The following is a 13,578-nucleotide window of genomic DNA, read 5'->3' as shown; positions in this document are numbered from 1 at the left end:
GCCTAGCCTGTCGCATTGGCACCGCACTTTGGCGCCGAGGCGGCAGGCGTAGCTAGATGCTCCCCCGTTGCAGACCCGGAGCGCGACTAGACTGCAGAGCGGGGCGGCTTCGTAGTCGCGCTCCGCACTGGCAACGCGGGAGTGGGTAGCTACGCCCAGCGCCTCGAAGCCAAAGAACGGCTTCAATGCACTGAGCTAGGCTACCCATCCCGCTAAGTGCGCCAGTGCTACGCAGCCTTATTCTTGCATCGGCGCCAGTGAGCTGAACTTGTTGTAAGACTTGACGAACAGCAGCTTCACCGTGCCGCGGGCGCCTGAGCGGTTCTTTTCGATGATGACTTCCACCGGGCCGACGTCCGGCTCGTCGCCGCCGCCCTGACCGCCGCCGTTGTCATCACTATCGTCGCTGTCTTCCCCGTCGCGGTAGTAGTCCTCCCGGTACAGGAACGCCACGATGTCCGCGTCCTGCTCGATCGAGCCGGATTCACGAATATCCGACAGCACCGGCCGCTTGTCCTGGCGCTGTTCGACGCCACGGGACAGCTGCGACAGCGCGATGACCGGGCAGTGCAACTCCTTGGCCAGTTTTTTCAGCTGCCGCGAGATCGCGGAGACTTCCTGCTGGCGGTTTTCGCCGGAACCTTCGATCAGCTGCAGGTAGTCGATGACGACCAGCCCCAGCGGGTTGTCGGTATGCTCTTTTTCCTTCTGGAGCTTCAGGCACTCGGAGCGGATCTGGGCCACGCGCATCCCCGGGGTGTCGTCGATGTAGATCGAGGCGTTGCTCAGGCTGCCCATCGCCACCACCAGGCTCTGCCACTCGTCCGGTGTCAGCTGGCCGGTGCGCAGGTGCTGCGAATTGATGTTACCCTCCGCACACAGCATGCGGTTGACCAGCGACTCTGCCCCCATTTCCAGGGAAAACATCGCGACGGTCTTCGGTGTCTTGGTGCCGACGTTCTGCGCCACGTTCAGCACGAACGCCGTCTTCCCGACCGCCGGGCGCGCTGCCAAAATGATCAGCTCGTCGTCGTGCAGCCCGGTCGTGATCTCATCCAGTGCCTTGAAGCCGGTCGGCAGGCCGGTGATGGTCTGATCGCCTTGCGACAGCTTGTCGACCTCGGCCATGCTGTCCAGCAGCACGTCCTTGATCTGGCGAAAACCGCCTTGCTGATTGCCGTCGTTGACCTTCATGATCGCGGTCTCGGCGTCTTCCATCAGGGCCGGTACGTCGCTGGGCTCCTCGTAGCTCTGCTGAATGATGGTCTCGGCGGCATCGATCAACCGGCGCAGCTGGGCCTTTTCCGCGACGATCTTCGCGTAATAGACCACGTTAGCCGCGGTCGGCACGGCATCGGCCAGTTCGGCCAAATACGGCAGCCCGCCCACGTCGTCCAGCTGGTTGTGGTCATCCAGGTAATTCTTGACCGTGACCGCATCGATGCCCTGCTCGTTGAGCGACAGATCCGACATCGCGGCGAACACCAGCTGATTGGCGCGCTTATAGAAGTCCTCGGGCACCAAGTACTCCTCGGCCGAAGCCAACGTGCTGGGTGAGAGGAAAATGCCGCCGAGGACGGCCGCTTCGGCTTCGATATTTTGCGGCGGCATGCGCCGGATCTGATTATCCATGCTCGCTGGCTCCTTTTCTTCTGACTTCAGTATCTTATACAGTTTAGTTTACGCTGAGGGGTTTAGCAACAAGACTGCGCGGCCAAAAAGCCGGGTAGGCCTCTGCACTTGCCGCTGTCTGATGGTTGTGGCCTCTGAGGATTAGACCGCGATTAAATGACACCTGCTATGATTCGCAGAACCGTGCAATCATGCTATTCTACATCAGCCCGCCGTGCGGTGGCTCACCTTTTAGACTCAAATCGGAGGTGATGCCTATGCTATTTTGGTTGTCCTCCAGAACGGAGAACGCGTGAATACATTCGAAGTCTTGACGCTGCTGTTTCAATTCGGTATGCTGATTGCTTTCGTTGTTTCCGACAAGAACCGTAAAAAATAGCCGCCCGGCGATAGCCGAACGACTGCGAGTAAAACCAAAGTCTTAAGGTGACCACCGGTACCAACGGCGGGCGCTCCAGGGGCGTCGTGTTCGAGCACGGCGCCTTTTGTGTTTTTATTATAGCATGGTCAGCAACACCGCCGCCACTACTTCAGCGGCGTGATGTGAACGCGGATCCGCGCGTCCACGCCTGGGTACAGGTGCACGGTGACGTTGCGGTAGCCGAGCGCCTTGATCGGCTCCGGCAGGTCCATCTTGCGCTTGTCGACCGTGATCTGGTACTGCTTCTCCAGGGCCTGCGCGATCTGCTTGCTCGGGATCGAGCCGAACAGGCGGGCGTCCTCGCCGGCCTTGCTTTGGATCTGCACGACCGTCTTATCGTCCTCCAGCTTGGCCTTGATGGCCTCGGCCTCAGCGCGGTGCTCGGCTTCCTTCTTCTCTTCGAGCTTCTGCTGACCGCGCAGGGCGCTCATTGCCTGCGGAGTGGCCAGCTTCGCCTTCCCGTTTTTGATCAAGAAGTTCTGCGCGTAGCCATCTGGGACTTCCTTGACCTCGCCCCGGTTGCCCTTGCCTCGTACGTCCTGCGTAAAAATTACCTTCATAAGATGGCCTCCTCTAGTTTTCTTCTGCCTCTGTCTTGATGGCGTCTTCCAGCAGCGCCTTCGCCTGGGCGATCGTCTTGCCGTCCAGCTGGGTGGCCGCATTGTTCAGGTGGCCGCCCCCGCCGAGCTTCTCCATGATGAGCTGGACGTTGACGTTGCCCAAGCTGCGAGCCGAGATGCCGACCTTGTTGCCCTCGCGCCGCGTGATCACGAAGCTGGCCTGAATGCCATTCAAAGACAGCAGGGTGTCGGCCGCCTGCGCCGCGATGACGGGATCGTACGCCTTGGTTTCTTCACCCGTACATAATGCCATAGTTGGCGCGATCATTTCAATCGTGTCAATGAGGTGGTTCTTCTGGATGTACGAGTCGACGTTCTCCTTCAAAAAGGCCTGCGTCATCTGCGGATCGGCGCCCATGCTGCGCAGGTAGGACGCCGCGTCGAACGTGCGGGTCCCGGTGCGCATGGAAAAGTTGTGCGTGTCGACCGTGATCCCCGCCAGCATCGCCGTCGCCTCAAGCTTGCCCAGGCTTGCCACGCCCTTGGGCTGGTACTCGAACATCTCGGTGATCAGCTCACACGTCGAGCTGGCGTACGGCTCAATGTAAACCAGCATCGGGTCTTCAGGAAACTCCTCGCCGCGGCGGTGGTGGTCAATGATCACCGTGCGCGTCGCCAGGCGGTCGAACAGCGCCGGGGCCGCCGTGATCGACCGCTTCGAGTGGTCGACCAGGATCAACAGCGAGCTGTCGGTCGCCTCGGTCAGCGCCGCTTCCGGCGTGACGATGGCGTTGCCGATGTCCGGGTCCTTGCCGACGGCGCCCATCAGGCGTTCGACGTCGGAGTGCAGGTGCTCGGGATTGATCACGACGTAGCAGTCCTTGCCGTTCATCTGCGCGATGCGGCGAATGCCCAAGCTGGCGCCAATGGCATCCATGTCGGGCCGGTCGTGGCCGACGACGAATATTTTATCCGTCTGCTTGAACAGCTCCTGCAGTGCCTGGGAGATCATGCGCGCCCGCACGCGGGTCCGCTTTTCCATCGGGTTGGTCTTCCCCCCGTAAAAGCGGGCCTGCCCATCCTTCTCACGAACGACGACCTGATCGCCGCCGCGGCCCAGCGCCAGATCCAGGTTGGACTGCGAGGTCACGGCCAGCTGCGCCAAGTCGGCATCCCCATACGCGATCCCCACGGACAGGGTCAGCGGATAGTTCTGCTTGGAAGTCTCGGTGCGGATCGTGTCCAAAATTTTAAACTTATCCGCCTCGACGGCTTCCAGTGAGCGCATGTAGGCGATCATCAGGAAGCGGTCGCTAGCGACGCGCTTGACGAACATGCCAAATTTATTGGCCCAATCACTCATCTGGTTGGTCACGTAGGAATTCAGGTTGGTGGTCGCCTGGTCGTCCATCGTCTGGGTGACCTCGTCGTAGTTGTCCAGGAAGACCTGGCCAATGGCGATGCGCTCGCCCTCCGCCTTGGCCTCGATCTGCGCGTACTTGGTAATATCCATCAGGTAAGCGACCCCGATGGCCTTTTGCACGGTCAGATCAAAGTCGTGGCCGCCCCAGTGGACCTCGGACAGCGCCGAATCATCCTGGTGCGCGGCGATGACTTTGGCCAGCTCCGGGTCGATGGCTTCCAGCGGCCGCCCCAGGATGTCCTCGTCCTGGAAGTACTGAAGCAGGTAAGGGTTGGCCCATTCGATGTTCATCTTCTGGTCGAAAATCAGGATTCCCACCGGCATCTTGATCAAGGCTTCCTGCTCGCCGCGTTTGATGCGGTAGGACAGGTCGGAAATGTACTTGGTCGTCGACTCGGTGATCCGCTCAAGCGCAAAGAAGGTGGCAACGACTAGGCCGAGCAGGAACACAAATAGAAGAAGCCCCAGCCAGGGCTTGATAAATAGGGCAATGATGACGTCAACGACGGCCAGTCCGGTCATCACCAGCGCCAGATACCGCAGCCGCGTATCCTCTAAGAACGACGGCAGCGTAATCTTCTCAAATAGTTTTTTCATAATCCTCGCTAACTCGCTTTCGCAATACTGCTAATCGCTCTGATATGCCCTTATAGTTTAACATATTATTAAGCCCAGGCTGCGAGGGTAAGCGCACTTAGGCGGATGGCTAGCCTAGGTCGCAGCTTTGCCTGCGCAGCAGGTGAAGCTGTGGCCGTAGCTAGACACGCCGCCGTTGCTTACCCGATCGCAACTACAGGCTGCGGAGGGTTCGCGCACTTAGCCCGACAGCTAGCCGCTACGCATGTCAGCCTGTACTCCATGAATGGCTACAGGCTGATCATAAGTCGCAGCTTTGCCTGCGCAGCAGGTGAAGCTGTGGCCGTAGCTAGATGCTCGGGCGTTGCGAACCCGGAGCGCAACTACCGGCTGCGGAGGGTTCGCGCACTGAGTCGGGGCGTTCAGCCCACCCCCGCCGACACAAAAAAGGCGGCCCACCGCGCCGCCCCGCTACTTAACTTCTCGGTACCCATCACCCTTAAGTGTATGCTTCACGTTATCCAGGCTGATGTGGTCAGTCTTGGTGATCAGCTCCTGGCCGTCCACCTTCGCCAGTTTGGCAAAATCCACGCGCCTCGCATCGACGGTGATCACCTCGTGAACCATTTTGCCGGCGCGGGTCACTGTCGCCTTGACCCCGCGCAGCCGCGCGTGCGCCTTGGCGTCGGCCTGCATCACGCGCCAGCCGCGGGCCAGCGTGCGGGCATCGCGTTTGCCCATCACCTTGGCCATGTCGATGTCCAGGGTCGTGACTTGCTTGGCGACCTGATCGTTATTGCCCTTAGTGTAAAAGGCCAGCGTGGTTTTCTCCCCGCCAGCCGTTTTGACGAACACGGTCTTGCGCGTCGCCTGGCTGCAGGCCGCCAGCCCAAAAATGAGCAGTAGGGTGCACAGCCACCCGGCCAGCACCCGACCGCTTTTGCTTTTCACCTTAGGCCTAACGACTCGTCTCTTCATAAAGGTAACCGGCTTTGCGCAGGGCGTCCTTGATGGCCGTCAGCTGGTCTGGCGTCTCGTAAGCGATGGTGTGCAAATGCACCCCATCGGTGAGCTCAGACAGCATCTTGCCCTGGTTCTTCTTCATCCGGCCGAGAAACAGGTTGATCTCGGCGTGGGTGCGGATCTGCAGCTCACCGCGCAGCTGGCCGTACAGCGGGTGGTCAACGATGACGTCAAGCAGGGCGCCGCCGTTGTCTACGATCCGGCTCATCTCATCGCCGGCCTGCGCTGGCTCATGCCGGCACACGATCACGGCCTGGTGGCGCGTCTCTTTCACGTACATGTAGCCCCGCGGCGTGGCGACAAGGTCCTCGCCGCGCGCCCGCATCAGCGCAATATCGCCCACCACGGTCTGCCGCGACACGCCAAACTGCTCGGCAAAACTCGTTGCAGTGATCGGCTTCTCCGCCGTACTCAGCTGCATCCCGATTTGGGCCTGACGTTCTGCACTATTCATGTCCTCAACTCCTCAGGTATATATCACAAAGAGAATCTTACCCCACTTTGAAAGCGGGTGACAGTCTTAACGGACACTTAACCGTTAAAAAGCCGGCCTCATGCTAATCTAGTAGTACAAACAGGGATGGGGGCGAGGATGATGTTAAAAAAACTGCTGCTGGGTGGGACCACGGTGATTGTCTTGGTCGCGATCGGCTTTGGCCTTTGGCTCTGGCCGGATTTTTCCGCGCGCCGCACCACCCTGAAGACGCTGAACGACCCGAACGTCGTGTTGACCCGCTACACTGATCCGCACACGGCCCGCGCCCTTGAGGCGGACTCCTACCGCGTCGTGCTTGACTCCGACAATCAGGGCGACGGCAAGACTGCCGCCTACGCCATGAAGCTCAACGGCGTCACCTACTGGGTCGAGCTCACCCGCCGCGGCAGTATTTTCCCCCGCGAGACCCTGAAGAAAATCTCGCCGTTCGATCCCCACGGCGGCAATTGACCAATTCTCCCCCGCCGCCTGGCCGCGCGCATGCTACACTAAAAGCGACCATGAGGAGGCGGAGTTTTATCACAGAAAGCAATGGACATCTGATCGCGCTGACGGGCACCATTAATTTGCGCGACATGGGCGGCTACCACACCAAGGACGGGCGCACCATCCGCCGCCACCGGCTGTATCGCTCCGGACTCATCACCTTCATGCCGCGCGCGGTGCAGGCGCACATGCTGGAAGTCGGGCTCAACCAGGACCTCGACTTGCGCCAGGCCGACAACTCGACCACCGCGCCGGACGTGAAACTGCCCGGGGTCGCCTACCACAACCTCTCGCTGTACCCGTTCGCGGACCATCCTCACTTCCAGGAGGAGTTTCGCGGCGCCACGACGGCCGAGAAGTTCAAGCTGGCCCGGCTCTCTTACCTGTACATGGCGACCGACCCGCGCACCGCGAAAATGCTGCGCCGCGTTATCCAACTGCTGGTGGCGGACGAAACCGGCGCGACCCTGTTTCACTGCTTTGCCGGCAAGGACCGCACCGGCGTAGTCGCGATGCTGATCGAAGGGCTGCTGGGCGTGCCGGAAAAAGTGGCCCATCAGGACTACATCGTCACCAACGACATCCTGATGGACCGCTTCAAAGGTAATCAGGCCGCCGCCGACCTGCCCATGGCCGACCGCATGGTGACGGGCATGAACTCGCAGCCCGCCGACGACAGCTACTTTGCCGCCGTGCAGACGGTGGTCAAGAAGTACGGCGGCTGGGGCCAGTACGCCATGCGGCACTTGGCGCTTTCGGTCAGTGAGATCGCGGACCTGCGGCGACTGTACCTGGAATAACTGAGGGCGTCATAATTGGGTATGATCCAAAAACGTCTGAGGATGCCTAGGCTGCAGTGATAAAAGTAAATAGAGCATTTGGCTAAACCCACTCAGTCAAGATAGCGGTCTGACTTCACTTATCCCTTTAACGATCAAAAGCATGAACGCCTGTAGCCGGAAGTAAACTTTCTGACTGCGGGCGTTTTTTGTGCTTACCAATATTCGCTAAAGGGTATCAATTAGTAGGCTTCTTCATATTGTTTTGGCGATATTTTTGTCGTTTTTTTGAACATACTGCAGAAATATGAAACGTTAGCGTAGCCCAGCATGTCGGAAATTTCCGAGACTGTATACCGATCGCTGCGCAGCAAACGCTTAGCTGCCGTTATCTTCGCATCAGTAATGTAGACGGTCAGCGTCGTTCCCACTTCCCGCCTGAAGAGCTGGCCTAGGTGACGTTCTGAGATGCCGGCATACTCTGCTACCATCTTCACCGTCAGCCGCGTGAATAGATGCTGATCAATAAAAGCGAGCGCCTGGTTCACATGAAGCGAGTACCGGTTGGCCCGCGAGTTTAATACACGGTCGCGAAACCCCCATTGCACCTGGTGGACCACGGCTTCGAAGCTAACATCGTCTGCCGCCTCAATCTCTGCGATGTACTGCAGGCACAGCTGATCGGCATCCTGCTCGGCCACTCCCAGTGTAATTGCTTCACGAGCATACAAGCCCATAAACATAATGATGCTGTCTTTTTTTTCGCGCAGTGTATCTGTCTTTACGCCGATTGGGCGGCCAACCGGCAAGGCGCTGATCTCGCCTTTTAGAAATGACTGCATGCCTGAGCGCTCGTCTGGCCACGCCATGAAACCCTGTGCCATATTTGTCCCTCCCATAATTTACAACCAAATAGTACAACAAATATCGTTAATCCGTTATCGCTTTATTTGTAAGCGCTTTATGCTTTGGCTGTATTTAAATAACTCAAAGGAGTGGCAACAATGAATAACTTCATGGACTGGCTTCAAACCAAGGTCATGCCACCGATGGCGAAGGTTGGCAATAATAAATACCTCGTCTCGATTCGTAATGGTCTTGTGCTCACACTACCCGCCATTATTAGCGGTTCTGTCTTCCTGATTCTGGGCAACATTCCCATTACCGCTTGGCTTAACTTCATTAAGCCCTACGAGAATATGATCAACGTTGCGGTCAATGGCTCGTTTGGCATCATCTCGCTTCTCGCCGTGATCGGCATTGCCTATGAACTTTCTAAGGCGCTTGACGTCGATGCCCTGTCCGGAGCTGGCCTAGCAACAATGGCCTTCGTCATTCTGTCATTTGATGACAAGCACGTTCTAAGCGTCGACAACTTCTCGTCGACGGGTCTGTTCACTGCCATTATTACTGCCTTCGTTACTGTCTTGATTTTCTCCTTCTTTATCAAACGCCACATCGTCATCAAACTGCCCGATGGCGTGCCCGCTGCGGTTTCGAATTCTTTTATCGCCCTGCTTCCTGGCTTTGTCATTCTCCTGCTGTTCTGGATCGTTCGCGAGCCTCTTGGCATTGACATCAACCAAGTCATCCAGAGCATTTTCCACCCGCTCTTGTTCGCGATGAATTCTCTGCCAGGTATCTTGGTTTACGAAGTGTTGGTCTCCGTTCTCTGGGTCTGCGGGATTCACGGCGATATGACGCTTGAAGGGATCGCTGATCCCATCTTCCTGCAGTTTGTTGCCGCGAACGGTACTGCGCTTGCCAACCACCAGCCACTGCCATACATCACAGCGGCTGGTTTCTCCAGCCTGTTCGTTAATGTTGGTGGTACTGGTGCAACGATCACGCTAGTTGCACTAATGATCTTCAGCCGGTCCAAGACTTACAAGGAACTCGGGCGCCTCGCATTCCCATCTGCTTTGTTCGAAATCAACGAACCCGTGATTTTCGGTTTTCCAATCGTGATGAACCCGCTCACGATGATTCCATTCATCGTTATTCCGATCATTCTGACCATCTCCACCTATATCCTGATGTCGATAGGTTGGGTCAGCGCACCATCAGCCGTTGTGCCTTGGACGATGCCGCCAATCATCGGCCCGCTAATGGCCACTGGTTGGGACTGGCGTGCTGCTGTTTGGTCAGCAATCGAGCTCGTCATTGCCGGTGCGGGCTACTACCCATTCTTCAAGGTTGCTGAAAAGCAAATGCTGGCAAAAGAAAAGGGCGACGCTGATGATGCTGCAGCAGAAGCAGCCAACCAGGGCTAGCTTCCTGACGCAACTGAACCTATGATGAAGTTACTAAATAGAAAGCGGGTCTTTTCTTGTCAAATTATCGGTTAACGGCTCAAGACCGAGACGCCTTCTACCAGCTGTACCTGTTCTGCTTCAACGGTACCGATTCACCGGAACGCCGCGCCTTCTTTGACTACCGGTACGATCACGGCTGGATCTACGGCCGCAAACGCGGTAAAAAGCTGGTCAGTGGCCTCTACAATCTACCCTTTACCATTAACTTTCACGGCGTCGATTATAGAATGAACGGCATCGGCGACGTCATGTCTGCCCCTGAGGCATCTGGGCTTGGTGGCGCCGGCTCACTTCTTCAAGCCTCACTTGAGGAAATGCTTGAAAAAGGTGTCACGCTTGCCTACTTATCACCTTTCTCTTACGCATACTACCGGCGCTATGGCTATGAACAGGTCTTTAATCACATGGTCTACCAGATCTCTAACGAGCAAATGCCTGCCTGCCATCCTAAATTCCGCACCGGTGAAGTCGAGCGGCTGACGTGGGCTGAAGCGCTGCCAACCATTCGCCCGCTCTACGAGGCGCAAGCCGACAATATGGCCGGCGGGATGAAGCGGCCAGCCTGGTGGTGGCACTATCTTCAACTGAAGCGTAACTGGGACGTTGCCGTCTATCGCTCAGCGAACGGTGTCCCCGAAGGCTACATCGCCTACGAGCGTGACGGCGGCACCATCCTCGTCAAAGAGGTAATTACCCAGACGGCGATGGCCTACCAGCACCTGCTGGAGTTTATCGCTTCTACCCGAAACACTTTTCACACCATTGCCTTTGATGATCCCGACTCGCGGTACCGAGGAGACTTGCTACCCGAGCCAGCTCAGCTGAAGGCAGAGTCCCATCCTTACATGATGGCGCGAATCGTCGACCTGGCGGACTTTTTGACCCGTTACCCTTATTCCATTGATGAGCTAACACCAGTTACTTTTGCCGTCACCGATGCAAACCTAGCAGCCAACCAAGGCACTTGGCGTCTCACCATCCACGCTGGCCAAGGGTCCGTAACTAAGCTTAGCGACACGGCGGACAAGGCCATAACGATTCAAGCTCTGACCAAAGCAGCATTCGGCGCCACACCTCTTTCACGCCTGATTATGACAGGCGAAGTCGAATTGCCTAACTCCACAGCAGCAGCTTTAGATCAAGGGTTTGTGCAAACCCCACCCATATTCCAGGATTATTTTTAAACTAGTCACTGCCGCTCGCAACTTGTGATTTTACTGAAAGGATTACCGACTATGAAAAGATTGATCAGCGCCAAAAGCTCCGAAATGCTAGCAATGAATGCTGCCGAGCTCAAAACCAGTATCCGCGCTAGCGAGGGCCGTGTTATTCTGAGCGAAAACGTCGTCACTCAGGCCGTAATGGATGACATCTCGACCTCAGAAGTAGCCGCCGCATTTGGCGCCGACTTGATTCTGCTCAATCTTTTCGACGTCTTCAATCCACTAATTGTCGGACTTTACGACAACGAGAACGATCTTGGCTCCGCCAAGGTGCACCGTGATGGTTCCATCATTCGTCACTTACAGCGCCTGGTCGGCCGCCCAATTGGGGTTAACCTTGAACCAGTTGACCCGTTAGCAAAAATGAACGAGACTCGCGCCGTTGTGCCGGAGGGCCGAACCGCCAGCATGAAATCTCTCCGTGAAGCAGAAAAACTTGGTTTCAACTTTATCTGCTTGACTGGCAATCCAGGCAGCGGCGTCACCAACGATCAAATCGCTGAGAACGTCAAACTCGCAAAGCAGCTCTTCTCCGGTCTGGTAATTGCCGGTAAGATGCATGGCTCAGGCGTTGATGAACCTGTAGCCTCGCCAGATGCTGTCGCCAAATTCCTCGAGGCTGGTGCGGATGTGATCCTAGTCCCAGCTGTTGGCACCGTCCCAGGGTGGAACGACGCCGACATGGAAGGCATCGTCAAACAGGCGCATATCGCGCACGCACTCGTCATGAGCACCATCGGAACTAGTCAAGAAGGGGCCGGCGCCCATTACATCGAAAACATCGCGGTGCGGAATAAGGTATGCGGTGTCGATATCCAGCACATGGGCGATGCCGCCTGGACGAACGAGTCGCCACTTGAGAACATCTTCGCGCTCAGTCGCGCCGTCCGTGGAATCAGCCACACCATTGAGCGGATGGCCCGTTCCATTAACCGTTAGTCCTAAACGCCAATAAAAGAACCTGCAGTCAGCGCATCACGCCGACTACAGGTTCTCTTTGTTTTCTAGGCTGACGATATTATTCAATCCACCTAACGCGATAACAGTCGGCTAATGGCCTGACTTTCCCCGTTCCGTTACTGCTTCTTAAACCCAGCCGCCTTCAGGGTGCTGACGGAGTCCTTCAAGCTGACGGTGTTGCGGGTGCTGGCGTCCAGCCCCTGCGCCTTCTTCAGCTTCTTCATGTCGACCTTCGTGTAGTCGATCAACACCTCCTGGGTAACGGTGTTGCCGTTGCGCGACACCTTGGTCGTCACACCCTTCAGATTCTTGTAGCTGTTGACGGACTTCTTCATTTCTTTGTAGGCCGCATCCATGATGGTCTTCTTCTTCGTCCCCAGCAGCTTGACCATGTCGTTTTCGTTGATCAGCTTCTGCTGCAGCACCTTATCCGAGTTGTGCTTGGTGTAGTAGATCATCGTGGCCTTGGCGCCAGCGACCTGCGTGTTGACCAGCGTGGTCTTCTGCTCAAACAACGTGCATCCGGCCAGGACAGTGAGGCTGAGAACGGCGACCGCTGCCACCAGTGCTTTGAGGATTCTTTTCATGAATGTGCTCCTTTAATGAACCAGATTGCGCCGCGAAATATCGCGACGAAGTATGCTTTATCATAATATTTTAATGGGAGTGACGCAACCGCGATTCGAAACGTCAGCTAGCGCGGTCAGTGAACCATACCGTTTCACGCCAAGCGAAAAGCCATGCCAACCCCTTGGTGGGAGCTAACATGACTTCATCTTTCAGATCAACTGGGTGCTTCCTTAATGTGCTTACTTCAACGCATCCCGCGCCATGGCAAAGTCGCCTAATGTCGCGGAGCCGTTATTCGGCACCAGTGGTGTGACAATGTAATGCTCAAGTGGTGGCACGGTGACATAACCATTCATCAGCTTGGCAAACGCAGGCCGCACCTTTTCGAGGAAGCCTTCACTGGCCACACTACCACCGAAGACGATCTTGTTGGGCCGCAGCGTCATGGTCGTCTGCAAGGCGGCCTGCGCGACGTAATATGCCATGATGTCCCAAATTGGATTACTTAACGACACTGTTTCACCTTTACGGCCCAGGCGCGCCTCAAAGGTCGGCCCGGAGACCAACCCTTCCAGGCAATCGCCGTGGCGCGGGCAGATACCGGCAAAATCAAGATCATCCGGATGCCTGCGCACATACACGTGCCCCATTTCAGGATTGCCAAGCCGGCCCAGGAACTTGCCGTCATTGACGATCCCGGCACCAACGCCGGTACCAATCGTATAGTAGACCAGCGTGCCGAGTGCCTCACCTTGGCGCTGAGCCGCGGTGTACTCGCCAAACGCTGACCCATTTACATCGGTTGTCCAGGCCATTGGAATGTTCAAGCTGCGCTTCATCAGGCCGAGAAAATCGGTGTGCTGCCAGCCCGGCTTCGGGGTAGTGGTGATATACCCGTAATCAGACGAGGCAGGGTTCAGGCCCAGCGGCCCAAACGAGGCAATACCCAGTGCATTGACTGGATGAGCCTGAAAATAATCCACACAGCGCTGCAAGGTTTCCTGCGGGGTCGTCGTTGGAATCACCGTCTGGTCCTTGGTGGTCAGCGACTCATCGCCAACCGCGCAGACAAACTTAGTCCCACCGGCTTCAATACTGCCAAAAGTGGTCATTT

The 13,578-nt window shown here is 56.8% G+C and carries 13 protein-coding genes; 5 read left to right on the top strand and 8 right to left on the bottom strand.

The window, feature by feature from the left end:
• Positions 1-237: 237 nt before the first annotated feature.
• From dnaB to EKM85_RS05520, 5 genes are all read right to left on the bottom strand, one after another.
• Positions 238-1,632: a replicative DNA helicase gene (gene dnaB, locus EKM85_RS05540; protein ID WP_125585282.1), complete on the bottom strand. Its 1,395-nt coding sequence runs from the start codon at positions 1,630-1,632 to the stop codon at positions 238-240.
• Between the two features lie 525 nt (positions 1,633-2,157).
• Positions 2,158-2,613, bottom strand: coding sequence for a 50S ribosomal protein L9 (rplI, locus tag EKM85_RS05535; RefSeq protein WP_125585281.1), 456 nt, complete (start codon positions 2,611-2,613; stop codon positions 2,158-2,160).
• Between the two features lie 13 nt (positions 2,614-2,626).
• Positions 2,627-4,633 carry a DHH family phosphoesterase gene (locus EKM85_RS05530; RefSeq protein WP_125585280.1) on the bottom strand — a complete coding sequence of 669 codons (2,007 nt, stop codon included), beginning with the start codon at positions 4,631-4,633 and terminating at the stop codon, positions 2,627-2,629.
• A 450-nt stretch (positions 4,634-5,083) separates the two neighbouring features.
• Positions 5,084-5,590 (bottom strand): DUF1307 domain-containing protein, encoded by a 507-nt coding sequence (locus EKM85_RS05525; protein WP_125585279.1) that lies wholly within the window; start codon positions 5,588-5,590, stop codon positions 5,084-5,086.
• Complete coding sequence (locus EKM85_RS05520) at positions 5,571-6,089, bottom strand: transcription repressor NadR (RefSeq protein ID WP_125585278.1); 519 nt, start codon at positions 6,087-6,089, stop codon at positions 5,571-5,573. Before EKM85_RS05520 ends, EKM85_RS05525 begins: the two co-directional genes overlap by 20 nt.
• Before the next feature lie 138 nt (positions 6,090-6,227).
• Here EKM85_RS05520 and EKM85_RS05515 point away from each other — a divergent pair, with 138 nt between their 5' ends.
• Positions 6,228-6,581: a hypothetical protein gene (locus tag EKM85_RS05515; RefSeq protein ID WP_125585277.1), complete on the top strand. Its 354-nt coding sequence runs from the start codon at positions 6,228-6,230 to the stop codon at positions 6,579-6,581.
• Between the two features lie 50 nt (positions 6,582-6,631).
• The gene (locus EKM85_RS05510) at positions 6,632-7,417 is read left to right on the top strand and encodes a tyrosine-protein phosphatase (RefSeq protein ID WP_125585276.1); all 786 of its coding nucleotides are present in this window, start codon (positions 6,632-6,634) and stop codon (positions 7,415-7,417) included.
• A 221-nt stretch (positions 7,418-7,638) separates the two neighbouring features.
• Here the strand turns inward: EKM85_RS05510 and EKM85_RS05505 are convergent, their stop codons facing one another.
• Positions 7,639-8,280, bottom strand: coding sequence for a helix-turn-helix domain-containing protein (locus EKM85_RS05505; RefSeq protein WP_164510679.1), 642 nt, complete (start codon positions 8,278-8,280; stop codon positions 7,639-7,641).
• A 120-nt stretch (positions 8,281-8,400) separates the two neighbouring features.
• Between EKM85_RS05505 and EKM85_RS05500 the strand changes: the two genes are divergently transcribed.
• From EKM85_RS05500 to EKM85_RS05490, 3 genes are read left to right on the top strand one after another with little or no spacing between them, the layout of a single operon-like run.
• Positions 8,401-9,669: a PTS sugar transporter subunit IIC gene (locus EKM85_RS05500; RefSeq protein ID WP_125585274.1), complete on the top strand. Its 1,269-nt coding sequence runs from the start codon at positions 8,401-8,403 to the stop codon at positions 9,667-9,669.
• Positions 9,670-9,725: 56 nt separating this feature from the next.
• Entirely contained in the window at positions 9,726-10,895 is a 1,170-nt protein-coding gene (locus tag EKM85_RS05495; protein ID WP_125585273.1) for a GNAT family N-acetyltransferase, read from the top strand.
• 51 nt (positions 10,896-10,946) lie between these two features.
• Positions 10,947-11,873, top strand: a complete 927-nt coding sequence (locus EKM85_RS05490; protein ID WP_125585272.1) for a DUF7916 family protein — start codon at positions 10,947-10,949, stop codon at positions 11,871-11,873.
• A 137-nt stretch (positions 11,874-12,010) separates the two neighbouring features.
• On the opposite strand, the gene EKM85_RS05485 is transcribed toward EKM85_RS05490, so the two are convergent.
• Together EKM85_RS05485 and EKM85_RS05480 are read right to left on the bottom strand one after the other, a co-directional pair.
• Positions 12,011-12,481 (bottom strand): DUF1307 domain-containing protein, encoded by a 471-nt coding sequence (locus EKM85_RS05485; protein WP_125585271.1) that lies wholly within the window; start codon positions 12,479-12,481, stop codon positions 12,011-12,013.
• 222 nt (positions 12,482-12,703) lie between these two features.
• Positions 12,704-13,576 carry an ROK family protein gene (locus EKM85_RS05480; RefSeq protein WP_125585270.1) on the bottom strand — a complete coding sequence of 291 codons (873 nt, stop codon included), beginning with the start codon at positions 13,574-13,576 and terminating at the stop codon, positions 12,704-12,706.
• Positions 13,577-13,578: the final 2 nt, after the last annotated feature.

It is taken from the genome of Lacticaseibacillus jixianensis, assembly GCF_003946485.1.
In the GTDB taxonomy this organism is placed as follows: Bacteria; Bacillota; Bacilli; order Lactobacillales; family Lactobacillaceae; genus Lacticaseibacillus; species Lacticaseibacillus jixianensis.
The sequence above is the reverse complement of the archived record's forward strand: the minus strand, read 5'-3'. Positions and strand labels throughout refer to the sequence as shown.